This window comes from Microbacterium sp. HMH0099, assembly GCF_049384025.1.
Classification (GTDB): Bacteria; Actinomycetota; Actinomycetes; order Actinomycetales; family Microbacteriaceae; genus Microbacterium.
In genome coordinates this window covers 96,510-118,755 of the sequence record NZ_JBMRJR010000003.1, presented here as the reverse complement: position 1 = coordinate 118,755, position 22,246 = coordinate 96,510, and the positions used below count along the sequence as shown (strand labels likewise).

22 protein-coding genes and 2 tRNA genes are annotated in these 22,246 nt (G+C 71.4%); 7 read left to right on the top strand and 17 right to left on the bottom strand.

The window, feature by feature from the left end:
- Window positions 1-7 precede the first annotated feature (7 nt).
- A complete protein-coding gene (locus ACO03V_RS07775; RefSeq protein ID WP_367726763.1) occupies window positions 8-1,408 on the top strand; it encodes a hemolysin family protein in 1,401 nt (466 codons plus the stop codon).
- Window positions 1,405-2,427: a CNNM domain-containing protein gene (locus tag ACO03V_RS07770; protein ID WP_423137201.1), complete on the top strand. Its 1,023-nt coding sequence runs from the start codon at window positions 1,405-1,407 to the stop codon at window positions 2,425-2,427. The genes ACO03V_RS07775 and ACO03V_RS07770 overlap by 4 nt, the downstream gene beginning before the upstream one ends.
- A 71-nt stretch (window positions 2,428-2,498) precedes the next feature.
- On the opposite strand, the gene ACO03V_RS07765 is transcribed toward ACO03V_RS07770, so the two are convergent.
- Window positions 2,499-3,449: a LysR family transcriptional regulator gene (locus ACO03V_RS07765; RefSeq protein WP_367726761.1), complete on the bottom strand. Its 951-nt coding sequence runs from the start codon at window positions 3,447-3,449 to the stop codon at window positions 2,499-2,501.
- Window positions 3,450-3,568: 119 nt separating this feature from the next.
- On the opposite strand from ACO03V_RS07765, the gene ACO03V_RS07760 reads away from it, so the two are divergent.
- Window positions 3,569-4,561, top strand: a complete 993-nt coding sequence (locus ACO03V_RS07760; RefSeq protein WP_423137200.1) for a putative oxygenase MesX — start codon at window positions 3,569-3,571, stop codon at window positions 4,559-4,561.
- Window positions 4,558-5,616: a methionine synthase gene (locus ACO03V_RS07755; protein WP_423137199.1), complete on the top strand. Its 1,059-nt coding sequence runs from the start codon at window positions 4,558-4,560 to the stop codon at window positions 5,614-5,616. Before ACO03V_RS07760 ends, ACO03V_RS07755 begins: the two co-directional genes overlap by 4 nt.
- Window positions 5,617-5,680: 64 nt before the next feature.
- Here the strand turns inward: ACO03V_RS07755 and ACO03V_RS07750 are convergent, their stop codons facing one another.
- The 4 genes from ACO03V_RS07750 to ACO03V_RS07735 all read right to left on the bottom strand — a co-directional run bounded on the left by ACO03V_RS07750 (window position 5,681) and on the right by ACO03V_RS07735 (window position 8,892).
- Window positions 5,681-6,997 carry a glutathionylspermidine synthase family protein gene (locus tag ACO03V_RS07750; protein ID WP_423137198.1) on the bottom strand — a complete coding sequence of 439 codons (1,317 nt, stop codon included), beginning with the start codon at window positions 6,995-6,997 and terminating at the stop codon, window positions 5,681-5,683.
- A gap of 1 nt (window position 6,998) precedes the next feature.
- Entirely contained in the window at window positions 6,999-7,460 is a 462-nt protein-coding gene (locus tag ACO03V_RS07745) for a hypothetical protein (protein ID WP_367726757.1), read from the bottom strand.
- A 331-nt stretch (window positions 7,461-7,791) separates the two neighbouring features.
- Window positions 7,792-7,865, bottom strand: a tRNA-Ile gene (locus ACO03V_RS07740).
- A gap of 64 nt (window positions 7,866-7,929) precedes the next feature.
- On the bottom strand, window positions 7,930-8,892 hold the full coding sequence (locus tag ACO03V_RS07735; protein ID WP_367726756.1) for a DMT family transporter: 963 nt from the start codon (window positions 8,890-8,892) through the stop codon (window positions 7,930-7,932).
- A gap of 41 nt (window positions 8,893-8,933) precedes the next feature.
- Between ACO03V_RS07735 and def the strand changes: the two genes are divergently transcribed.
- Window positions 8,934-9,500, top strand: coding sequence for a peptide deformylase (gene def / locus ACO03V_RS07730; protein WP_423137197.1), 567 nt, complete (start codon window positions 8,934-8,936; stop codon window positions 9,498-9,500).
- 4 nt (window positions 9,501-9,504) lie between these two features.
- Here def and ACO03V_RS07725 read toward each other — a convergent pair whose 3' ends face one another.
- Together ACO03V_RS07725 and glsA are read right to left on the bottom strand one after the other, a co-directional pair.
- A complete protein-coding gene (locus ACO03V_RS07725; protein WP_367726754.1) occupies window positions 9,505-10,341 on the bottom strand; it encodes a zinc-ribbon domain-containing protein in 837 nt (278 codons plus the stop codon).
- A 28-nt stretch (window positions 10,342-10,369) separates the two neighbouring features.
- A complete protein-coding gene (gene glsA / locus ACO03V_RS07720) occupies window positions 10,370-11,302 on the bottom strand; it encodes a glutaminase A (RefSeq protein ID WP_367726753.1) in 933 nt (310 codons plus the stop codon).
- Between the two features lie 223 nt (window positions 11,303-11,525).
- Between glsA and ACO03V_RS07715 the strand changes: the two genes are divergently transcribed.
- Entirely contained in the window at window positions 11,526-11,843 is a 318-nt protein-coding gene (locus ACO03V_RS07715) for a hypothetical protein (protein WP_367726752.1), read from the top strand.
- 165 nt (window positions 11,844-12,008) lie between these two features.
- Here ACO03V_RS07715 and ACO03V_RS07710 read toward each other — a convergent pair.
- From ACO03V_RS07710 to recO, 8 genes are all read right to left on the bottom strand, one after another.
- Window positions 12,009-12,081: transfer RNA gene (locus ACO03V_RS07710), tRNA-Asn, on the bottom strand.
- Between the two features lie 62 nt (window positions 12,082-12,143).
- Window positions 12,144-12,917, bottom strand: a complete 774-nt coding sequence (locus ACO03V_RS07705; protein WP_423137196.1) for an ATP-binding cassette domain-containing protein — start codon at window positions 12,915-12,917, stop codon at window positions 12,144-12,146.
- 81 nt (window positions 12,918-12,998) lie between these two features.
- Window positions 12,999-14,849 (bottom strand): DNA primase, encoded by a 1,851-nt coding sequence (gene dnaG, locus ACO03V_RS07700; RefSeq protein ID WP_423137195.1) that lies wholly within the window; start codon window positions 14,847-14,849, stop codon window positions 12,999-13,001.
- A complete protein-coding gene (locus ACO03V_RS07695) occupies window positions 14,849-16,180 on the bottom strand; it encodes a deoxyguanosinetriphosphate triphosphohydrolase (protein ID WP_367726749.1) in 1,332 nt (443 codons plus the stop codon). The genes dnaG and ACO03V_RS07695 overlap by 1 nt, the downstream gene beginning before the upstream one ends.
- The gene (dusB, locus tag ACO03V_RS07690) at window positions 16,173-17,339 is read right to left on the bottom strand and encodes a tRNA dihydrouridine synthase DusB (protein WP_423137194.1); all 1,167 of its coding nucleotides are present in this window, start codon (window positions 17,337-17,339) and stop codon (window positions 16,173-16,175) included. The genes ACO03V_RS07695 and dusB overlap by 8 nt, the downstream gene beginning before the upstream one ends.
- An 84-nt stretch (window positions 17,340-17,423) precedes the next feature.
- The gene (locus tag ACO03V_RS07685) at window positions 17,424-18,119 is read right to left on the bottom strand and encodes a DsbA family oxidoreductase (RefSeq protein WP_367726747.1); all 696 of its coding nucleotides are present in this window, start codon (window positions 18,117-18,119) and stop codon (window positions 17,424-17,426) included.
- A gap of 46 nt (window positions 18,120-18,165) precedes the next feature.
- Window positions 18,166-18,996 carry an isoprenyl transferase gene (locus ACO03V_RS07680; protein WP_423137193.1) on the bottom strand — a complete coding sequence of 277 codons (831 nt, stop codon included), beginning with the start codon at window positions 18,994-18,996 and terminating at the stop codon, window positions 18,166-18,168.
- Window positions 18,993-19,721, bottom strand: coding sequence for a DNA repair protein RecO (gene recO, locus ACO03V_RS07675; RefSeq protein WP_423137192.1), 729 nt, complete (start codon window positions 19,719-19,721; stop codon window positions 18,993-18,995). The genes ACO03V_RS07680 and recO overlap by 4 nt, the downstream gene beginning before the upstream one ends.
- A 175-nt stretch (window positions 19,722-19,896) precedes the next feature.
- Here recO and ACO03V_RS07670 point away from each other — a divergent pair, with 175 nt between their 5' ends.
- A complete protein-coding gene (locus tag ACO03V_RS07670; protein ID WP_367726744.1) occupies window positions 19,897-20,595 on the top strand; it encodes a trimeric intracellular cation channel family protein in 699 nt (232 codons plus the stop codon).
- A gap of 42 nt (window positions 20,596-20,637) precedes the next feature.
- Here ACO03V_RS07670 and ACO03V_RS07665 read toward each other — a convergent pair whose 3' ends face one another.
- Complete coding sequence (locus tag ACO03V_RS07665; RefSeq protein WP_423137191.1) at window positions 20,638-21,420, bottom strand: MOSC domain-containing protein; 783 nt, start codon at window positions 21,418-21,420, stop codon at window positions 20,638-20,640.
- 34 nt (window positions 21,421-21,454) lie between these two features.
- On the bottom strand, window positions 21,455-22,243 hold the full coding sequence (locus ACO03V_RS07660) for a methyltransferase domain-containing protein (protein ID WP_423137190.1): 789 nt from the start codon (window positions 22,241-22,243) through the stop codon (window positions 21,455-21,457).
- Window positions 22,244-22,246 lie beyond the last annotated feature (3 nt).

The window sequence follows — 22,246 nt, the reverse complement described above, 5'->3', positions numbered from 1 at the left end:
AGATCTGATGCTGGCTGCGGCCCTGACTCTGTTGTTGGGGATCCTCATCACCCTGGCGATCATCGCCGCCTGCGGATTCTTCGTCGCGCAGGAGTTCGCCTACATGTCCGTCGACCGGTCCCGTCTGACCGCGCGGGCCGAGAAGGGCGACGCGCAGGCCACGCGCGTCCTGGCGATCACCAAGCGCACCTCGTTCATGCTCTCCGGCGCGCAGCTGGGCATCACCGTGACCGGACTGCTCATCGGATACGTGGCCGAGCCCATGATCGGGCAGTCGATCGGCACGCTGCTGGGCGGGGTCGGCCTCGATCCGGCGGTCTCGATCGTCATCGGCACCGTCGGCGCCCTCCTCCTGGCGACCGTGGTCACGATGATCTTCGGCGAGCTGTACCCGAAGAACCTCGCCATCGCGAGCCCCGAGCCGTTGGCGCGCGCCCTCGCCGTGCCCACCCGCCTGTACCTGCTGGCGTTCGGCTGGCTGATCACCGTCTTCGACGTCGCCGCCAACGCCCTGCTGCGTCTGCTGCGCATCGAGCCGCTCGAGGACGTCGACGAGAGCGCCACGGCGCGCGACCTCGAGGCGATCATCGAGGAGTCCCGCGCCAGCGGCGACCTCCCCGACGACCTGTCGATGATCATCGACCGCATCCTCGACTTCCCCCAGCGGGACGTCGAGCACGCGATGGTCCCCCGCTCGCAGGTGGACTCGGTCACCCCCGACACCACGGTCGGCGAGGTGCGCGCGCTCATGGCGTCCGGCCACACCCGCTACCCCGTGATCGGCGAGGAGGACTCCCCCGTCGGCGTCATCGAGCTGATCGACCTGCTCCGCGGCGACCACGCCGACGAGGCGCCCGTGTCGAGCGCGATGCGCCCGGCCGTTGTCATCCCCACGTTCATGCTGCTCCCGACCGCGCTCGACCGCATGCGCCAGAGCCGCAACGAGCTGGCGTGCGTCGTCGACGAGTACGGCAACTTCGACGGCATCCTGACCGTCGAGGACCTGACGGAGGAGGTCATCGGCGAGATCTCCGACGAGCACGACGTCGACGTGCAGGAGGTGTCCGCGCTCGGCGACGACGCCTGGACGATCCCCGGCGACGTGCACCTCGACGAGCTGGAGCGCCTCATCGGGCACGACCTCGACGACACCGACGTCGAGACCGTCGCGGGTCTGGTGATCGCCACCCACGGCGACCTCCTCCCCCCGGGCGCCCTCGTGCGCATCGACCTGCCCGAGAAGGCGTCCGAGACGGTGCACGGCATCCACATGCAGCGCTGGCTCGACATCGAGGTCGTCGAGGTCGACCGTCACGTCCCGTCCCAGCTGGCGGTGCGCCTGAACGAGAAGGACCTGGATGCCGCCCCCGACGACGTCCGCGAGACGGATGAGGAGGTGGCCCGATGAACGGCTGGACCGTCGCCCTCGTCACGACGCTGCTGATCGTGGCGAGCGCCTTCTTCGTCATCGTCGAGTTCGCCCTGCTGGCGGCCCGGCGTCACCGGCTCGAGGAGGAGGCGGACCGCAGCGCGTCGGCGCGCGCCGCCCTCCGCGGGATCAACGAGCTCACGGTCATGCTGGCGTTCGCGCAGCTGGGCATCACGGCCTGCACGTTCCTCCTCGGCGCGATCACCAAGCCGGCCATCGACTACGCCCTCGCTCCGGTCTTCGAGCAGTGGGGCCTGCCCTTCGTGCTCGCGGACATCATCGCCTTCATGCTGGCGCTGATCGTCGTGACCTTCCTCCACCTCGTCATCGGCGAGATGGCGCCGAAGTCGTGGGCGATCGCGCACCCCGAGACCGCGGCCAAGGCCACCGGCATCCTGGCGCGCGCGATGACCTGGCCGCTGCGCCCGTTCCTGCTGTGGATCAACCACATCGCGAACCGTCTCGTGAAGGCGTCGGGCGTTGAGCCCGTCGAGAAGGCCGCCGCCGGCGGTCAGGACGTCGACACGATCCGCGAGCTCGTGGCCCACTCGCGGCAGTCCGGCACCCTCGAGGTGCAGTACTCGGAGCCGATCGCGCAGGCTATCGCCCTGGGGTCGCTGACCGTCGGCGACATCGTCCGCACCGACCGTCCGCCGACAGCGGTGGCAGTGGATGCCACGGTCTCCGACATCCAGGCGGTGGCGGCGTCCTCCACGCATCTGCGCATCCTCGTCGGCGCCGGTGCGACCACGCGGGTGGCGCACGTCCGCGACACGCTCACGGTCGATCCGGCCACCCCGGCCGCGGAGATCGCGCGGGAGCCGCTGGTCCTCGCGCCGGACGCCTCGGCGTACGACGCCCTGGCCCGGATGCGGCGCGGTCGCGTCCAGCTCGCGATCGTCGTCGACGGCGCGCGTCTGGTCGGCGTGGTGACGCTGGACGACCTGCTCCGGGAGATCCTCCCCGGACCCGGCGAGCTCGCCGCGGCCACGCGCTGAGACCGCCGAGGGCCCCGTTCCCCCCGGAACGGGGCCCTCGTGGCATCCGTCCGCCCGCCCGGCACGCCGTGTCAGGCGGGCGTCTCCGTCAGGGTCACGCCGGCCTCGACGACGACCGTCCGCACCTCCGCGAGGTAGCGCTGCGCTTGCTCGGTGAGAGGGATGGCCGTCCGGCCGATCCAGCCGATCTCGATGCGCTCGTCGACGTCGAGCGGGACGGCGACGATCTCGGGGTCGAGGTCGTCGCTGATGATGCCCGTGGAGATCGTGTAGCCGTCGAGGCCGATCATGAGGTTGAAGATCGTCGCGCGGTCGGAGACGCGGATCTCCTGCCGGCTCGAGAGGGTCGAGAGGATCTCCTCCGCGAAGTAGAAGGAGTTGTTCGCGCCCTGGTCGAACGTCAGCCGCGGCAGGTCGGCGAGGTCGTCCAGCGTCGCGCGCCCCTTCGCGGCGAGGGGGTTCCGGCGCGAGACGAAGATGTGCGGGTCCGCGACGAAGAGCGGGTGGAAGGCGAGGCCGGAGTCGCGCAGAAGCTTGTCGAGCACGTTGCGGTTGAAGTCGTTGCGGAACAGGATGCCGAGCTCGCTGCGGAGCGTGCGGACGTCCTCGATGATGTCGAAGGTGCGCGTCTCGCGCAGGGAGAACTCGTACTCCGCCGCCGGAGTTGCCTTGACCATGCGGACGAAGGCGTCGACGGCGAACGAGTAGTGCTGCGCGGAGACGCCGAGCAGGCGTCGGGACGGGGGCCGTCCGAGGTACCGCTGCTCGAGGAGCTCCGCCTGCTCCACCACCTGACGGGCGTAGCCGAGGAACTCGACGCCGTCCGTCGTGAGCGTGACGCCGCGGGCCGAGCGGGTCAGCAGCGATCGTCCCACCCGGCCCTCGAGGTCCTTCATGGCGGCGGACATCGTCGGCTGCGAGACGTACAGCAGGTCGGCGGCGGCCGAGATCGACCCTTCCGCGGCGACCTCGATGAAGTACTGCAGCTGCTGGAGCGTGATCCCGCTCGCGGTCCGGGGCATAGATCGAGACTATATGACGTCATAGAACGAACGGATTACCCGATGACCGGGACACGGGAGCACCATGAAGTTACCGACCGCCGCGTGACCGACGCGGAACCTCCAGCGAATGGCATCCCATGGCGAACGACATCACGTTCAGCATCCGCACCACCCGTTTCGACGAGGACTACGCCCCCGCCGAGAACTCGCGCGTCACGACGAACTTCGCCAACCTCGCGCGCGGCGACGGACGACAGCGCAACCTGCGGAGCGCTCTGGAGATGATGCACCGGCGGTTCCACGACCTGGCCGTTCGGGACGACGCCGAGCGGGACCGCTACCGCCTCGAGCTCGACATCGTCTCGGTGGAGCTGCGCTTCGCCGACAGCGCCGACGACGAGCACATCCCCGTCATCGAGGTGCTCGACGTGCACATCGTGGACACGGTCACCGGCATCCGTCACCACGGGATCGTCGGCAACAACTTCTCGTCGTACCTCCGCGACTACGACTTCAGCGTCGTCCTCCCCGCGGCCAACGCCGACGCGGCGACGTTCACCGTGCCGGAGGACTTCGGCGACCTGCACGGCAAGCTCTTCCAGCACTTCGTGGACTCGGCCGCGTACCGGGAGCGGTTCCCCGAGTCGCTGGTCATCTGCATCAGCGTCTCCACGAGCCGCACCTACCGTCGCACGGGGGTCGTGCACCCGGTCCTGGGCCACGAGTACGCCCAGGATGCGACGTCCCTCACCGACGACTACTTCGCCAAGATGGGCCTCCGGGCGCGCTACTTCATGCCGCGCGGCAGCGTCGCACCGCTGGCGTTCTACCACCGCGGGGACGCGCTGGACGACCTCGCCGACCTGCAGCTGATCGGCACCGTCGCCACGATGGAGACGTTCCAGAAGATCTACCGTCCGGAGATCTACAACGCCATCGCCCCGGCCGGCGAGGTCTACCGTCCGAGCCTGGATGCCGCGGACTTCGTCCGCACCGGCATCGAGTACGACCGCGAGGAGCGGAGCCGTCTCGCGGTGACCCAGGGCCGCTTCGCCGAGGAGCACTTCGTCACCCCGCACCGCCGCGCGCTCGAGGAGTGGTCGGCGGACTTCGGGGCGGTGCTCCGATGACCGCGGCGATCCTGCCCACCGCCCTGGTCGGCAGCCTCCCCAAGCCGGCCTGGCTGGCCCGGCCCGAGATCCTCTGGGCGCCGTGGGAGCTCGAGGGCGACGTCCTCGTCGAGGGCAAGCACGACGCACTGCGCGCCGCCGTCCAGGAGCAGGAGCGGCGCGGCATCGACATCGTCAGCGACGGCGAGCAGACCCGCCAGCACTTCGTGACGACGTTCATCGAGCATCTCGACGGCGTCGACTTCGAGAACCGCGAGACGGTGCGCATCCGCGACCGGTACGACGCGAGCGTACCGACCGTCGTCGGAGCGGTCAGCCGTCGTCAGCCGGTCTTCGTCCAGGATGCCGCCTTCCTCCGCGCGCAGACCGATCGGCCAATCAAGTGGGCGCTCCCCGGACCCATGACGATGATCGACACCCTCTCCGACCACCACTACGGCAGTCGCGAGAAGCTGGCCTGGGAGTTCGCGACGATCCTCAACCAGGAGGCGCGCGAGCTCGAGGCGGCCGGGGTGGACGTCATCCAGTTCGACGAGCCGGCCTTCAACGTGTTCTTCGACGAGATGAAGGACTGGGGCGTCGCCGCGCTCGAGCGCGCGGCCGAGGGCCTGCGCGCCGAGACCATCGTGCACATCTGCTACGGCTACGGCATCAAGGCGAACAACGACTGGAAGGCGACCCTCGGCGATGAGTGGCGGCAGTACGAGGAGTCCTTCCCGCTGCTGCAGCGCTCGCGCATCGACGGCGTCTCGCTCGAGAGCCACGGGTCGCACGTGCCGATCGACCTCGTGAAGCTCCTCCGTGGCAAGAAGGTCATGATCGGGGCGGTCGACGTCGCCGACGAACGCGTGGAGACGCCGGAGGAGGTGGCGGGCACGCTGCGTCGCGCCCTCGAGTTCGTCGATCCGGACAAGCTCATCGCCAGCTCGAACTGCGGCATGGCCCCGCTCCCCCGGCGGGTCGCCCTCGAGAAGATGAGCGCCCTCGCGGCGGGCGCGGCCCTCGTCCGCGACGAGCTCCTCACCGCGGTGCCCGTGGGAGCGGCGGGGGTCTGACGGACCATGGATGCCACCGCGGTGGCATCCCGCCCTCCGATGAACCGCCGGGGAGGTGCGCCGGTCAGCCCGCGACGACGTGCGGGAGGAAGTTCGCGAAGTTGTCCGTGATCGGTCCGCGGCTCTCCCGGACGCACAGCCCCGAGGGCTCGCCGTCGATCATCCAGACGCCGACGACCGTGCTCACGTCGACACCCTCCTCGCGGCGGTGGAAGACGGGCGGTTCCGCGAGCTCCTGGACGACGAAGCCCTCTGCGCCGTATCCCTGCACCTCGCCGCGGACCGTCGTCCCGCTCGGACGGGTGAGGACGATGTCCGCCCCCTCGCGCGCGAGGATCGGCTTGCGGACGAAGCCGGTGCGGCGGACGCCGAACGGCTCGTCGCCGTCGAACCACGCGGGCAGGAGGTACCGTCGCCCGTCCTCGGTGCGGCCGAACAGGTGCCACAGGACGGGGAGGATCGCCTTGGTGCTCCAGAGCATCTTGTAGGGCGGCTCGATCCAGACCGTGCCCCCGGCGTACGGGCGGCCGCCGTATCCGATCGACTCGATGTCGAGGAAGATCGCGTCGGCGTTGGCCTCTCGGGCGAGATGCTCCCACGGGTACAGCTTGAACAGGACGTCGATGTGGGCCCCGCCCTGCCCCGCGTAGAACCGGTCGTCTCCGCCCAGCCACAGGTTCTCGACGAAGATCGTCTCGGTCGCGAAGCCCGCCTGCTCGCAGGTGTCGCGGAGGACGAGGGTGTTCATCTCGTCCTCGTGCGACGGGTCCGCGTTGCTGCAGGCGAAGTAGACGACGGGCTCGAAGCCGAGCTTCGCCGAGAGGAGGGCGAGGTTGCGCCGCCATGCGGCGATCAGGTCCTCGTACATGTTCGTCCACTGGGTGGCATCCGGGGTCTCCCGCACGAAACGGTCGCGGTTGTCCTCGAACCAGTCCCACTGCACGAGGGACTCCACCAGCGAGGTGGGGGTGTCGGCGTTGAACTCGTAGAGCCGGGGGGTCCGCATCGCCGCGTCCGGGTGGTCCACTCCCCCGAAGCGGAAGTCGAAGCGTCCGTAGACCGACCCCCAGGCGGGTTGCTCGTTCCAGCTGTCGACGACCGCGCGCATCGCCCGCGGCGGGATCTCGAACCGCCGGAGGTACCAGGCGCCGGCGGGAGACAGCAGCCAGTCGCCCGCCTGTTCGAGCATGCCGAACACGGCGGAGGCGGCGCGCTGCAACTCCTCGACGTCCGCCTGCCGGAACTCGTAGTAGGCGTCGTCGCGCCAGTACCGGTAGAGCTCCGGGTGGTCGCTGCGGGGGTCGTCGTGGGTGTAGACAAGACCGGCCTTCTGAACGCGCTGCAGGTAGTCGGGACGAGGGGCGATCAGTCGTCGCTGCACCTCAGCCGCCCGTGCCGTTGCCGTTGCCGAAGCCGCCCGGCTTGCCGTCCGAGCCGGCCCCGCGCCCGATGCCCGCGGGCTTGCCCGTCGACGCGGAGATGCCGTTCGAGACGCGGCCCGTCTCCGCCAGTCCCGCCGCGCGTCGGGCGGAGGCGTCCCCGGCAGGGACCCGCGAGGTCGACAGCGACGGGTCGAGGGTGGTGCCCGGCTGCAGTCCGCCGGCATAGCGCCCGATGAGGAACCAGGCGAGGAGGCCGCTCCCGCCACCGCCCCCGCCGTTCGGGCTCGGAGAGGCGGTGGGGTCGACGTCGTCGCACTGCGCCTCGTCGACGATCGTGTTGTCGGCGTCGACGCAGTAGACGGTGTCGGTCGGGGCCGACTCGTACACCTCGCCACTGCATCCGCTCAGCACCAGCGCGGCCATCGCGGTCACGGCGGGAAGCGCGATGCGTCGCGTGTTCATCGTCGCCCCTTCTTCCGTGAGGCGCCTACGGAGGTCCGTTGGAGAGGCCCCCGCCTCGGGAGCTTCCGAATCTACACGGGAGGGCTGATCGGGGGCTCACAGCAGCACGAGATTGTGTGAGCGCGCGCATCCCTTCGAAGCTGGCCGCAACGTCGGGGGGCGGCGGGCCGCCGCGGCTGAGCGGCGCACGGCCGCCGCGGGTACTCCCCCGAGATCACACGATCCCGCCGAGAACACACGCTCGAGAGCAGCGCGAACGTGTGCGCTCGAGCCGAACGTGTGACCTCGGCCGCGTCCGCGCCGAGCATCAGGCCCTCCGCGGAGGAGTGAGTAGGGCGGGTGGGACTTGAACCCACGATCGTCGGGTTATGAGCCCGCTGCCTTGACCAGCTTGGCCACCGCCCCCAGCGACGACGAGCCTACCGTCACGACACCTTCCGCTCGACGCGCCGCGCCTGCGGGGCGGGCGTCACTTCACCCGCGGGGGTGCGACCTTGCCGTCGGCGGTGATCTGCGGGTGATGCCGCGTCAGCTGGATCACGCCCCATGTGGCGATGGCCCCGGCGACGGCGAATCCGATGAGGGCCCAGGCGGGAGCGGTGGATGCCTCCCCGAGCACCGTCAGACCGATGAGCACGGCGACGATCGGGTCGATCACGGTCAGACCCGCGATGACGAGATCGGGCGGGCCGGCCGAGTAGGCCGTCTGGACGAAGTACCCGCCGACGAGGGCGGCCGCGATGAGCGCCACCGCGCAGATCAGCGACAGCCAGCCGAAGTCGCCGGTCTGGATGCGGCTGATGACGACCTTCGTCAGCGTCGCGACGAAGCCGTAGATCACGCCGGCGGCCATGATGTAGAACAGCGCGGGCGCCCGGCGGCGGAGCAGGATCCACACGACGCCGAAGACGACGACGACCGCGGCGAGGATGCTGAGGATGGTCGTCAGAGCAGCGTCCGTCACCTCGTGCTCCGTGGCGAAGAACGCCGCGATGGTGACGAAGATGAAGATGCCGCCCACGCAGGCCGCGATCGCCACGAGCGACCGGCGGTTCGGCTTGTGATGCGTGACGCGCGCGTTGAGGATCGTGGTGATCACGAGGGCGATGGCCCCCAGCGGCTGCACGAGGATCAGCGGCGCCACGGACAGCGCGGCGAGCTGGAAGACGACGGCGAGGCCGAGCATGATCGCCCCGGCCACCCAGGACGGGCGGGTGAGCAGCTTCTTCAGCTGCGAACGGGAGAGCCCGCCGGTGGTCTTGCCGGAGAGGCGCTCGACCTTCTGCACGCCGCGGTGCTGGTACTGGGCACCGAAGGACATCAGCACGGCCCCGAGCAGGGCCAGCGGGATCCCGAGCAGGATGCGCGGGTCGCGGAAGATGCCGACGAGCTCGTCGATTCCGTCGGTCAGAGAGACGTCGAGCGGGAGCACCCTCCGACACTAGCCGCAGGTCCGCTGGATAGGCTGGAGACGTGGCCGTACTCCCGATCCGCATCATGGGCGACCCCGTGCTGCACGCCCCCGCCTCCCCCGTCGACGAGATCACCGACGACATCCGCACGCTCGTCGCCGACATGTTCGAGACGATGGATGCCGCTCCCGGCGTCGGTCTCGCCGCGCCCCAGGTCGGGGTCGGTCTGCGGATCTTCACCTACACGTACGAGGACGACGACGGGCAGCCGTGGCGCGGCGTCGTCATCAACCCGCAGCTGTGGATCCGCCCGTTGGAGCCCGGCTATCCCGACCCCGACGAGGAGTCGGAGGGGTGCCTGTCGTTCCCTGGCGAGCGGTTCCCCCTGCGCCGGTCTGAGACGGCCCTCCTGACAGGTACCGACCTGGACGGCGAACCGGTGCGGATCGAGGTGTCGGGGTGGCGCGCCCGCATCGTCCAGCACGAGTTCGACCACCTCGATGGCGTCCTCTACGTCGACCGGCTCGACGAGGAGGACAGCCGCGTGGTGGCGAAGATCGCGCGCAAGCGCAAGTGGGGCAAGCCCGGCGCCTCCTGGATGCCGGGCGTCGACGACATCGACGCCTGACCGGTCAGCGCCGGTACGCGTCGACCAGGAGCGCTCCGCGCGCCGCGACGAGCGCGGCATCCACGCGGTCCAGGGTCGCGCGGTTCCAGCCGGACGCCTCCACGTCGAGAGGGCCGAGCGCGGTCAGGTTGCCCGTCCGCACCCGCACCACCTCCCAGCCCGCGCCCCGTAGTGCCCGGTCCTTGCGGCGGTCGGACGCCTCGCGATCGCCCACGTGCTCGAGACCGTGCCGGCCGGTGCTGTCGAACTCGATCGCCACGCGCAGGTCGGCGATGACGATGTCGGGCCACACCTCGGTGTGCTGGAAGAACGGGCGCGCTACCGTCACGGCGTTCGCCGCGATGTCGAAGGAGAACCGCGCGGACAGATCGGCCCGCATGCGCGCCTCGACCGCGGACGCGGGCGTGGGCGCGCAGGTCGAGACGAAGGGACTGCCCGGCGGAAGAGGGGGCGTCTTGCGGCAGAGGGCCGGCGTCGGACGCACGCGTCGCGGCGGCACCGGGGTGCCCGGCTCCGCCGCCGGCCGGATGCGGGGCGGAGCCGCCAGCAGCGTGCAATCGGGGCACCACGCGCTGCGTCGCCGCTCCCGCCCCGGGCGCGTGCGCTGCTCGCTCGGCGTCGCGACGAAGTGGTGGCCGGCGTCGCACTCCCACAGCAGCAGCACATCCGCGGCGGGCGGGATCTGGGTCAGGGTGATGCCGGCGTTGAGCTCGGGGTGATACTGACGGACCAGCGCGGGAAAGGACGCCCAGGCGTCCCGGTAGGTGCCGATCTCGTACGGCACCTCGACCTGCTTGGACCACTGACGGCGCGCCCACCACGCCTGCACTCTCTCGGCCATGCGGGGAGCGTACGGGCGGCCGCCGACATCAGCCCTCGGCGGCGAAGCTGTGCAGGCCGAGGTCCTCGCTGAGTGCGCGGCTCACCTCGTGGCCCCGCACGCTCGTGCCCTGCGCGTCCAGCGGCGGGCTGACGACGGCCGCCCCGAGCCGCCTCGGCGCGGACAGCACGATCGCGCCGGAGACGCTGGACTTGGCGGGTACGCCGACCGCGCGCATCCACCGGCCCGAGCCGTCGTAGACGCCGCAGGTCGCCATGACGGACACGACGTCCCGGGCGACCGCGGCGGGGACCACCTGCTCCCCGGTCAGGGGGTTCCGTCCGCCGAGGGCGAGCGTGGCCCCCATCACCGCGAGCATCCGCGCGTCGACGAGCGTCGCGCAGGCGCGGGCGTAGACGGCGACGGCGTCGTCCGCGGAGACCGACATCGTCCCCTCCGCGCGCATGAGGTGGGCGAGTGCATGGTTGCGGTCGCCGAGGAGGTGCTCGTTGTGGGCGACGTCCTCGTCGACGTCGAGGGGGGCGCCGGCGAATCCCGCCAGCCCGCGGGCGATCCGCTCCTGCCGTGCGGCGACGTCGCCGCCGGTGACGAGCGAGGCCGTGAGCAGGGCGCCGGCGTTGACCATGGGATTCGGCGGGCGGCCGGTCCCGCTCTCGAGCTTGATCGCGTCGAACGACTCCCCCGTCGGCTCGATGCCCACGCGTCCGAGCGCCTCCCCGTCGGTGTCGACGAGAGCCAGCGCGAACAGGAACGGCTTGACCGCGGACTGGATGCTGAACGCCACGTCCGCCTGCGCCGACGCCCTGACCTCCCCGTCGGGCAGGGCGAGCGCGATTCCGCACAGACCGGGGTCTGCGTCGGCCAGCTGCGGAATGCTGTCGTCCACGTCGCCCCGACGGTCGTCGAGGACCGTGGTCCGGAGAGCGTCGAGGTCGATGTCGTGCGGGGTGGCGGCATCCATTCCCCCACCCTGTCAGGCCGGGGTCCGGTATCCGCCGGGGTGGCGGAGACGACGGAGGGATGCCACGGAGCAGGGCCGCGTCCGGGTGATACCCGCGTCCGGGAGTCGGCGAAGAGGACCGCAGGGCCCGCATGGGGCAGATGGCTAGGCGGTGCGGGTCTGTATCGCCTCAGGACGCTCACGATTGTTAGGTTGAGGGGAAGCAGAGCGGACGGAGGATCCCATGTTCCGGAGTCGACCGATGCTCGAGGACTGGCTCGAGGAGTACGCCGAGCTGATGCCCGAAGGGGCTGCGGCGCGGGTCGCGACGCCGGACGAGGCCGACGGCCGGGACGGCGCCGTCGTCGTCACGCAGCTCGGCGACGCGCGGACGTCGGTCCTCCTCGAGCAGCCGGACGGCAGCGATCGCTGGGTCGTGACCATCGAGGCGCAGCCGCAGGCGACCGAGCTGACGAGCGACGCGCTCGTCCGACTCGCCGACGAGTTCGTCGCGGTGGCCGAGCTCTGCACGTTCCTCGAGCACAAGTCGCGTCGGCGCTGACCAAGCCTCGCGTGCCGCGCGATGCGATCGGCAGGGGCGGTGCGAGCACGCCGCATCGGCCACAGCCGGGAGCCGGTCTTCCGCGGTCGCCGGAGAAGAAGTAAGGCCCGGGGTGGAAGCCCGGGCCTAAGGTGAGAGCCGCGTTAGATGGACGCGGGTCTCTCGCTCCCCGGCTTGGACTCGAACCAAGAACCTATCGGTTAACAGCCGATTGCTCTGCCAATTGAGCTACCGAGGATCATGCGCACCTTGCGGCGGGCAACCCCACGATACTAACAGGATCGGACGCCCGCGAAAAAATCAGGTGGCGGAAATGCGCCGCTCGGGCGTGCCGCCCGGCGTCCACACGAGTCCCTCCGCGCGCGGACCGAACGCGACGGCATGGCCCGCACGCAGGACGAGCACGTCGGCATCCAGGTCCCGGGGGGCGTCGGCGTCGTTCGTGACGACGAGGGATGCCATGCCGTTCTCGTCGCGTCGACGTCGCAGCGCCGTGCGGACGGCGGCGCGGACCTCGACGTCGAGGTTGGCGTAGAGGTCGTCGGCGATGAGCAGCCGCGGCTCCAGGACGAGCGCACGGGCCAGCGCGACGCGCTGCCGCATCCCCGCGCTCAGCTCGTACGGGTACTTCGGGGCCGTCCCGAGCGGCAGCTGCATCTCGTCGAGCAGCGTGGCGACGCGGACGGAGAGGGCGCGCGGGTTGACCCGCCGGTCGCGGCTGGTGATGGGCTCGGCGATGACGTCCGACACGGTGAGCCGGGACGGCAGGGCGGCGCCGGCACCCTGAGGCAGATATCCGGTGTGGAAGACCCACTGGCGGCGACGGCGGCCGGGGTGCCGGGCGGAGATCCCGTGGACGCGGGCATCTCCGCCGACGATCGTGATCCCCGTGTCCGTCCCTCCCGCCAGGACGGCCGCGAGGGAGGACTTACCCGCGCCGGTCGGCCCCATCACGACGAGAGAGGCGCCGGCATCCACCTTCAAACTCACCCCGTCGACGACGCGCACTCCCCCGCGGGCGAGCGAGAGGTCGTCGGCGTGCAGGGCGACGTCGGTGTCCAGGGGCCGGGGCATAGCCCTCATCCTCCCGGACGGCGCGCGCCGACGCCACTACGGCGTGCCGTCTCGGCCCGCGACGCGCTGCGCGGGGGCGGCTCAGGCGTCGGCGAGACGCTGACGGTCGGCGTCGAGCTCACGCAGTCGGTAGCGCAGACGGCGGCCCTCGTCGGAATCGGCGGGGACCCGCTGGATGCCGCGGAGCAGCTCGTCCTTCTCGCGTTGCAGCTCGCGCACGAGCAGTCCGCGCGCGAGGTCGTTCGCCGAGGCGACGGCGCCCTCCTCGGTGCGGGCGGGGAACTCGGCGGTGAGCAGCTCGGCGCCGAGGGAGCGGAACGGCTCGCGGACGGCCTCGACGGCGGCGACGGCCCAGCCGGGCTGAGACAGGTCGGTGGCGGCGAGGGCGCTGCGCACCGCCTCGAGCGCGGGATGGCCGAACGGCGTCTGCAGCGCGCGCAGGAACAGGTCCGGCTCGATGCGGTGCCCGTACTGGAGGAACGCCATCATCGCGCCGCGTTCGAGGGCCACGTCGCGGGTGTTCGGTAGCGATGACAGCGTCACGGACGCGGCCAAGGGAGCGCGCTCGGGCTCGGAGCCCGCCGTGCGGCCCTTCTCCCGCGCCTCCACCCGGTCGGCGCCGCGTGCGGCGCGCTCGACCGCGGACTGGACCTCGGGGATGTCCAGGCCGAGACGGCGGGCGAGGACGCGGACGTACCCGGGCCGGAGCGACGGGTCGCGGATGTCGGCGACGATGGGAGCTGCGGCCCGGAGAGCGCCCGCCCGCCCCTCGACGCTGGAGAGGTCGAAGTCCTTCAGCCGCTGGTCGATGACGAACTCGAACATCGGCGCCTTCGTGTCCATGAGGGCGCGCACCGCGCCGTCACCGCGCTGCAGGCGGAGATCGCACGGGTCCAGTCCCTCGGGAGCCACGGCGACGTATGTCTGCGCGGCGAAGCGCTTCTCGTCCGCGAAGGCGCGGAGGGCGGCCTTCTGGCCGGCGGCATCCGGATCGAAGGTGAAGACCACCTCGCCGGACGCGCTGTCGTCGCCCATGACGCGGCGCAGGACGGAGATGTGGTCGCTGCCGAAGGCGGTGCCGCAGGAGGCGATCGCCGTGGTGATGCCCGCCAGGTGGCACGCCATCACGTCGGTGTACCCCTCGACCACGACCACGCGGTGGGACCGCGAGATGTCGCGCTTGGCGAGATCGAGCCCGTAGAGCACCTGCGCCTTCTTGTAGATCGGCGTCTCGGGGGTGTTGAGGTACTTCGGCCCCTGGTCGTCGTCGTAGAGCTTGCGGGCGCCGAAGCCGATCACCTGGCCGGTCACATCGCGGATGGGCCAGACCAGGCGGCCGCGGAAGCGGTCGTACACCCCACGCTGCCCCTGCGAGACCAGTCCCGCCTGCACGAGCTCGTCGCGGGAGAACTTCTGGGCGGTCAGGTGGTCCAGCAGCGACGACCAGCCCTTCGGCGCGTAGCCGACGCCGAAGTGCGCCGCGGCGCCGGCGTCGAAGCCGCGATCGCCGAGGAACCGCCGCGCCGCGTCGGCCTCGGGGGTGAGCAACCGGCTGCGGTAGTACTCCGCCGCGGCCGCGTTGGCGGCGTAGAGGCGGGAGCGTCCGGTCGTCTCGGGGGCCGCTCCCCCGTCCTCGTAGTGCAGCGTGTAGCCCACCCGGCCGGCCATGCGCTCGACGGCCTCGGTGAACGAGACATGGTCCATCGCCCGCAGGAACGAGTACACGTCGCCGGACTCGCCGCAGCCGAAGCAGTGGTAGTACCCGACCTGGGGTCGGACGTGAAAGCTCGGGCTGCGTTCGTCGTGGAAGGGGCACAGGCCCTTCATCGATCCGACGCCGGCGGGCTTCAAGGCGACGCGCTCACCGATGACGTCCGCGATGTTGACCCGCGTCTTGACCTCCTCGACGTCCGACTGCCGGATGCGGGGCATCAGGCATCCGCTCCCCGCGGCGGGCGTGCGCCGGGGGCCCAGACGCCGAGCTCGGCGGCATCCACCTCTCCGACCAGCCGGCCGTGCCAGGCGATCGCGAGCTGGTCGGTGAGGCTGGCGACCTGGTCGACCACGACCCGGCGCCGGGCGGTGTCGTCGCCGGCGGCGGCGAAGTCCTCCGCGTGCAGGGCGTCGAGGGCGGCCGGCTCGTCCCAGAGGGCGGATGCCAGGCGCTTGAGGACCCGTCGCTGCTCGCGGTACAGCACCTTGCGGCCGTCGATGGAGACGACGGTCGCGCCGATGATGCCCTTGAGGACCGCCATCTCGGCCTCGACCGAGCGCGGGACGACGACGTGGGCCCGGTAGCGGGTCAGGTCGGCGACCGGGTAGGACGCGCGGGTCTCGGCGGTGGCCGCGCGGGCGAAGCGCCCGATGAGGTCGGAGGTGAGGTTCTTGAGACGGGCGAGCGCGGGCCGGGTGCCGTCGAAGGAGCCGATCCACTCGGGGACGAGGAGCAGACGCTCGAGACCGTCGGCGAGCTCGTCGCGCGAGAAGTCGAAGCCCACCCAGGTCTGGATCGCCGTGAGCAGCGACTCGCGCTCCCCCGGGGCCGAGAGGATCGCGGGATCCAGGTACCGGTTGACGACGGCGTCCTCGAAGTCGTGGACCGAGTAGGCGATGTCGTCGGAGAGGTCCATGACCTCCGCCTCGATGCAGCGCACGCGCGGCGGCGCCGCGTCCCGCATCCAGTGGAAGACCGGCTCGTCGTCGGGGTAGACGCCGAACTTCAGGCGGCCGCCCGGGTCGGGGACCGGCTCGTCGACGGTCCACGGGTACTTGCAGGCGGCATCCAGGCTCGCCCGGGTGAGGTTGAGGCCGTAGGACTCCCCCGCCGGGCCGAAGACCTTCGGCTCGAGCCGCGTGAGGATCCGCAGGGTCTGGGCGTTGCCCTCGAACCCGCCGATGTCCTCGGCCCAGTCGTTCAGCGCCCGCTCGCCGTTGTGGCCGAACGGCGGGTGGCCGAGGTCGTGGCTCAGGCATGCGGTGTCGACGACGTCGGGCGAGAGGCGCAGAGCCGTCGCCAGCTCGCGGCCGACCTGGGCGACCTCGAGCGAGTGCGTCAGGCGGTTACGGGCGAAGTCGGCCGGGCTCGCGGGGCTGAGAACCTGGGTCTTGGCGGCGAGGCGACGCAGGGCGGCGGAGTGCAGCACACGGGCGCGGTCCCGCGCGAAGTCGTCGCGCTGCGAACGGTGGAGCTCGGTGTGGAACCGGGCGCCGTCGGCCTCGACATAGCCGTCCGGGCGCGCCGCGACCGACACCGCGTCAGCCACCGCTGTGGTCCAGCTCGGCGTCGGCCAGCGCACGTCCGGCGGCGTCGCCGATCTCGCGGGAGTCCAGCCAGCCGTCGGGCAGCGCCGGCCGCTTGGGGGTGCCTGCACGTCCCCGCTGCCCCTCGGCCGCCGCACCCGGGTAGGGCGCGGCGAGGTCCATCGTGGCGAGCAGCTCGTCGATCTCGGCGAGCGTGGAGGCCGTCGCGAGGCTCGCCCGCAGGTCGCCGCCGACGGGATAGCCCTTGAAGTACCAGGCGACGTGCTTGCGGATGTCGCGGCAGCCGCGGCCCTCGTCCTCGAAAAACTCGACGAGCAGCTCCGCGTGGCGGCGGAACGCCTGGGCGACGAAGCCCAGCGTGGCGTCCACCGGCTCCCCCGCGGCGGCAGCGGGACCGCCGAGCGCACGGGCCAAATCGCCGAACAGCCACGGGCGTCCGAGGCATCCGCGTCCGACGACGACGCCGTCGCATCCGGTCTCGTCCATCATGCGCACCGCGTCGTCCGCGGACCAGATGTCGCCGTTGCCCAGCACGGGCACGCTCGTGACCGTCTCTTTCAGCTTCGTGATCGCGCTCCAGTCGGCCTGACCGGAGTAGAACTCCGAGGCCGTGCGGGCGTGGAGGGCGATGGATGCCACCCCGGCGCCTTCCGCGATGCGTCCGGCCTCGAGGTAGGTGAGGTGGTCGGCGTCGATGCCCTTGCGCATCTTGATCGTCAGCGGCTTGTCTCCGGCGGCGCGGACGGCGCGCTCCACGATCTCGCGGAACAGCGCAGTCTTCCACGGCAGGGCGGAGCCGCCGCCGCGGCGGGTCACCTTCGGGACGGGGCAGCCGAAGTTGAGGTCGATGTGGTCGGCGTGGTCCTCGTCGACGATCAGACGCACAGCCGCCTCGACGGTGGCCGGGTCGACGCCGTACAGCTGGATCGAGCGGGGCGTCTCGGACTCGTGGTGCCGGATGAGCCGCATCGTCGTCTCGTTGCGCTCCACGAGGGCGCGCGTCGTGATCATCTCGCTGACGTACAGTCCGGCGCCGTACTCGCGGCACAGGCGGCGGAACGCGGTGTTCGTGATGCCGGCCATGGGCGCGAGCACGACGGGGGCGTCGAGTTCGATGTTGCCGATGCGCAGGGTGCGCGTCGGAGCGAGTGCCGTGTTCACTGTCTCATTCTCCCAGACGAGCGGAGCCGGCGATGCCCGCTGTGCACAACGCACCGCGCGGGCATCGCTGGGGAGGAAAGGCGGTCAGGCGTTCGCGCCCTCGGGAGCGGCGGCCGCGGCCTCGCGTCGCTCGCCCCACACCTGCCGTGCGATCTGGGCGAAAGCCTCGACCGGCTGCGCCCCGCTCACGCCGTACTTGCCGTCGATGACGAAGAAGGGCACGCCCGTGATGCCGTACTGCTGCGCCTGCTCCTGATCCGCGCGGACGGCGGGCCGGTAGCGCTGCGACGACAGGGCGTCGCGGGCGGCGGCCTCGTCCAGGCCGACCTCGACGGCCAGGGCGACGAGGTCGTCGTCGCGCCCGACGTGGCGCCCCTCGAGGAAGTACGCCGACATGAGGCGCTCCGACAGCTCGAGCTGGCGTCCGTTCTCCTTCGCGAAGTGCAGGAGCTCGTGAGCCTTGACGGTGTTGGTGTGCTTGAGGATGTCGAACCGGTAGGCCAGACCCGCCTCGGCGGCCACGCCGGTCACGCGGTCCAGCATCTCCCGCGCCGACTCCGGCGAGATGCCTTTGTGCTGCGACAGGTAGTCCACCTCGCCCCCGTCGAAGTCCTCCGGGGTGTCGGGAGAGAGCTCGAACGAGTGGTACTCGATCTCCACGACCGGCGCGTCGTCGTCGGAGGCCGTCGCGGCCAGTCCGTTCTCGAGGTTCCGCTTGCCGATGTAGCACCAGGGGCAGGCGATGTCACTCCACACGTCGATCTTGATGGCATCCGTCATGTCGCCTGCAACCTTCCTCGACGTCGAACTATTCCCGCAGCGGCATTCACCGGTCGGCGGCGTCCGGGGTGTCGGCGGCGTCCGGGGTGTCGACGGCGCCGCCGAATCGGCGGTCGCGCGACAGGTACAGGCCGATGGCGTCCCACAGGTGCGTGCGCCGGAAGTCGGGCCACAGCGTGTCGAGGAAGACCATCTCGGCGTAGGCGGACTCCCACAGCAGGAAGTTCGAGGTGCGCTGCTCGCCGCTGGACCGGACGAAGAGGTCCACGTCGGGCATGTCGGGCTGGTAGAGGTTCCGGCGGATGAGCTTCTCCGTCACCGCCGACGGCTTGAGCCGCCCGGCCGCGATGTCCTCGCCGATGCGACGCATGGCATCCACGATCTCCACGCGCCCGCCGTAGTTCACGCACATCGTCAGGGTGAGCACGTCGTTGCCCTCGGTCAGGCGCTCGGCGTGCTGGAGCTCCTTGATGACCGAGCCCCACAGGCGCGGCTTGCGACCCGACCAGCGGATGCGCACGCCCCACTCGTTGAGCTGGTCGCGGCGACGGTGCAGGACCTCGCGGTTGAAGCCCATGAGGAAGCGGACCTCGTCGGGCGAGCGCGACCAGTTCTCGGTCGAGAAGGCGTAGACCGACAGGTGCTTCACGCCGGCCTGGATGGCGCCGGCCACGACATCGAGCAGCGCCGCCTCGCCCGCGCGGTGTCCCTCGACGCGCGTCAGGCCCTGCCGGTTGGCCCACCGGCCGTTGCCGTCCATGACGATGGCGACGTGCTCCGGCACCGCCCCCTTCGGGAACGCCGGCGGGTACTCCGCGGTCCAGTCGACCGGGCGGAAGGGGACGGCGTCGCGGTGCGTGAAGGGCTTGGGGGTCATCGCCTCGAATCCAGGTGCGAGAGGGAGCGGATGCCGCGCTCGAGGTGGAACTGCGCGTACGTCGCGACCAGTCCCGAGGCGGCGGCGGTGGTCCGGTCGGGGGCGGCGTCCACGATGTCCCACTCCCCCGCGATGAGGGCGCGGAGCAGGTCCACGGTGTCGCGCGCGACGCGCGGGGAGCCGGCGGGGGCGCACGCGGAGCAGATGACGCCGCCCAGCTGGGCGAGGAAGTAGTCGTGGTCGCCGACGGTCCCGCAGCGGGCGCACTCGCCGAGACCGGGCGCCCAGCCCGACAGCGCCATCGCGCGCAGCAGATAGGAGTCCAGCACGCTCCGCGACGCGTGGTCGCCGCGCGCCAGCGACCGCAGCCCGCCGACCAGCAGCAGGTACTGCTGCGGCGTGGCCTCGGCCTCATTCAGCCGGTCCGCCGTCTCGACCATCGCGCTCGCCGTGGTGTAGCGGTCGTAGTGCACCGCGATGTCGGCCCCGTACGAGCCGAGCGACTCGGCCTGCTGCACGATGTCGAGCGTGCGACCGCGGTACAGCTGCACGTCCGCGACCATGAACGGCTCCAGACGCGACCCGAAGCGCGACGACGTGCGGCGGACGCCCTTGGCCACCGCGCGGATCTTGCCGTTGCGGCGGCTGAGGAGGGTGACGATGCGGTCCGCCTCCCCCAGCTTGTGGGTACGCAGGACCACGACTTCGTCGCGGTAGGTGGGCACAGTCCATTATCGACCCGCGTCACCGGGAGTCGGCCGTGCGGCGCGCCTGGGCTCGGGTGACGCACGTCGGCAGGGCGTACGGCCGCGGGGGCGTCGCACCGGCCTCTTCCGGCCACACCCGCCCCGCCGGTCCGGCAGACGGGCACGGGCCGCCCGACCCGGGAGAATGGATGCCGTGGACACGCCGACCTTCGTCATCCCGCTGTGGGCGGATCTGACAGCCGTCGCCCTGGGCGGGGTGCAGGGGGCGCTGTTCGCGTCGGGTTTCCAGGGGCAGCGGCGCCTGGACCTGCTCGGAGTGGCAATCATTGGCATCCTGCTGGGGATGGGCGGCGGTCTCATCCGCGACCTCCTGCTCGGCCTCACCCCGGCGACGTTGCAGAGCAACTGGTACCTCATCACCGCGACGCTCGCCTCGATCGTGGGGATGCTGCTTTCGGGGATCTTCCAGCGCCTGAACCGTGCGATCGTCATGCTCGACGCCGTCGTGATCGGCCTGTTCGGTGCCTTCGGCACGTCGAAGGCGCTTGCGCTGGGCATGCCGGCGGTGCCCGCGGTCTTCGTCGGCGTGGTGGCAGCGGCCGGGGGCAGCGTCCTCCGGGACGTGCTGATGGGCCTGCCCGTCGCCATCATGCACGTTGGCTCGCTCTACGCGGTGGCGGCCGGCGGCGGGTGCGCGGTGCTCGCGACCACGGCGGCGTTCGGTGTGCCGCTGCCGATCGCGGCGGTGATCGGCGTGGCCGTCACCACGGTCATCCGCGTGCTCGCGGTCATCTTCGACCTGTCCCTGCCCGAGCAGCGGAAGCTCTACCGCCGCAAGGTGGCGGTCGAGACCACCGGCATCCCGATCATCCGCACCGACGACGCGTCCTGAACGTCGCAGACGGTCCCGCCCGCGTCGCGCGGTGCGGGACCCTCAGCCGAGCGGGACGACCTCGTCGCCCTCGGCGATCTTGCCGCCGCCGTCGACGGGCAGGAGCAGGATGCCGAGCGTCGGCTCGGTCTGCGCGAACTCCGTCGTGAGCACCCGCAGCAGTCGCGCGTCGCGCACGCCGGTGTCCGGGTTGGCGGTGATGGCCGCGCAGCGCTCGATCGGCTTCTGCACCTCGAACTCCACCTCGCCGATGCGGACGCGTCCGCGCCAGTCGAGCTCGGCCCAGGGGGCGGCGCCGGAGACGACGATGTTGGAACGGAACCGTCGGTCGTCGACGGGCGCGGAGACCGTGGCATCCAGGGCGTCGACCGAGGCCGCGCCGTGCAGCGAGATGTAGCCCTGCGGACGGTCCTGGAATCGCGCGGTGCGGCTGTCGCCGATCAGCTGCAGCGGCAGGATGCCGTCGCGGTCGAGGAGCTTCGCGTCGGACGAGGTGCGGAGATAGGCGGTGACGGCCTCGGCGAGCCGTCGGCGTCCGTCCTCGTCGAGATCCGCCTCGACGTCGATCTCGTCGACGCGGAGACGCAGCCGGTCCGTCGCGTCGTCGAGGGTCAGAGCGATGCGGGCGAGCGTGGGGAAGGTCATGAGCGCGAGCCCGCGGCTCTTCGGGAACGTCGCCTCGTCGGGGTGGTCGACGTCGGCGAAGGCGAACACCAGTGCACGATCGCCCTGGACGCGCCCGTCCGTCTGGACGACCAGACGCGGGCAGCGTTCGGGCGTGAAGCCCTTCACGGGGTAGCGGTAGAGGGCATCGACGCGGATCACGCTTTCATCCTCGCACCGACGCCCTCCCCCGCTTTCACCAGCGCGCGAGGACTTCGCCGTGCGGCAGCAGGATCCACCCGTCAGGATGCGCCGCCCACTCGCGCCAGGCGTCGGAGATCCGCCGCAGGAGCGCGTCGTCGGCGAGCCCGAGCGCTCGCGCGTGATCGGCGAACGCCGAGGCGAGGACGCGATCGGCCCACATCCCGCCCCACCACGCGCGCTTGTCGGGCGTGTCGAACACCCACACGCTCGCGCTCCCATCGATCCGGGTGAACCCGGCCTCGCGCGCCCACGCTTTGAGGCGCCGACCCGCATCGGGCTCCCCCGACGAGCCGCGGTGCACGCCGTGGTAGGTCTCGATCCACTCGTCGAGAGCGGGGATTTGCGGATGCCAGATCACGCCGCCGTAATCCACGTCGCGCACCGCGACGAGCCCGTCGGGGCCGGCCACCCGGCCGAACTCGCGTAGGGCGTCGACGGGTCGCGCCAGGTGCTGCAGCGTCTGGTGCGCGTGGACGATGTCGACGGACGCGTCGGGGAGGTCGAGCGCGTACGCGTCGCCGACGCGGAACTCCACGTTCGTGCGCCCCGCAACCGCCGCGCGAGCGACCTCGACGACGTCGGAAGCGGCATCCACCCCGACGACCCGCCCCGGGAAGACCCGGTCGGCGAGGTCGACGGTGATGGTGCCGGGCCCGGCTCCCACATCGAGGATGCTGGCGCCGGGGTACAGCGACGACACCAGGTACGCCGCCGAGTCGGCGACAGTGCGCGCGGCGTGGGAACGCAGCACGCTCTCGTGGTGTCCGTGGGCGTAGGACACGAC

What these genes read in the sequence shown, in the direction of transcription:
- ACO03V_RS07775 (WP_367726763.1), top strand. Translation starts at nt 8, where the DNA reads ATGCTGGCTGCGGCCCTGACTCTGTTGTTGGGGATCCTCATCACCCTG.
- ACO03V_RS07770 (WP_423137201.1), top strand. Translation starts at nt 1,405, where the DNA reads ATGAACGGCTGGACCGTCGCCCTCGTCACGACGCTGCTGATCGTGGCG.
- ACO03V_RS07765 (WP_367726761.1), bottom strand. Translation starts at nt 3,449, where the DNA reads ATGCCCCGGACCGCGAGCGGGATCACGCTCCAGCAGCTGCAGTACTTC.
- ACO03V_RS07760 (WP_423137200.1), top strand. Translation starts at nt 3,569, where the DNA reads ATGGCGAACGACATCACGTTCAGCATCCGCACCACCCGTTTCGACGAG.
- ACO03V_RS07755 (WP_423137199.1), top strand. Translation starts at nt 4,558, where the DNA reads ATGACCGCGGCGATCCTGCCCACCGCCCTGGTCGGCAGCCTCCCCAAG.
- ACO03V_RS07745 (WP_367726757.1), bottom strand. Translation starts at nt 7,460, where the DNA reads ATGAACACGCGACGCATCGCGCTTCCCGCCGTGACCGCGATGGCCGCG.
- ACO03V_RS07725 (WP_367726754.1), bottom strand. Translation starts at nt 10,341, where the DNA reads ATGGCCGAGAGAGTGCAGGCGTGGTGGGCGCGCCGTCAGTGGTCCAAG.
- glsA (WP_367726753.1), bottom strand. Translation starts at nt 11,302, where the DNA reads ATGGATGCCGCCACCCCGCACGACATCGACCTCGACGCTCTCCGGACC.
- ACO03V_RS07715 (WP_367726752.1), top strand. Translation starts at nt 11,526, where the DNA reads ATGTTCCGGAGTCGACCGATGCTCGAGGACTGGCTCGAGGAGTACGCC.
- ACO03V_RS07705 (WP_423137196.1), bottom strand. Translation starts at nt 12,917, where the DNA reads ATGCCCCGGCCCCTGGACACCGACGTCGCCCTGCACGCCGACGACCTC.
- dnaG (WP_423137195.1), bottom strand. Translation starts at nt 14,849, where the DNA reads ATGCCCCGCATCCGGCAGTCGGACGTCGAGGAGGTCAAGACGCGGGTC.
- ACO03V_RS07685 (WP_367726747.1), bottom strand. Translation starts at nt 18,119, where the DNA reads ATGACGGATGCCATCAAGATCGACGTGTGGAGTGACATCGCCTGCCCC.
- ACO03V_RS07680 (WP_423137193.1), bottom strand. Translation starts at nt 18,996, where the DNA reads ATGACCCCCAAGCCCTTCACGCACCGCGACGCCGTCCCCTTCCGCCCG.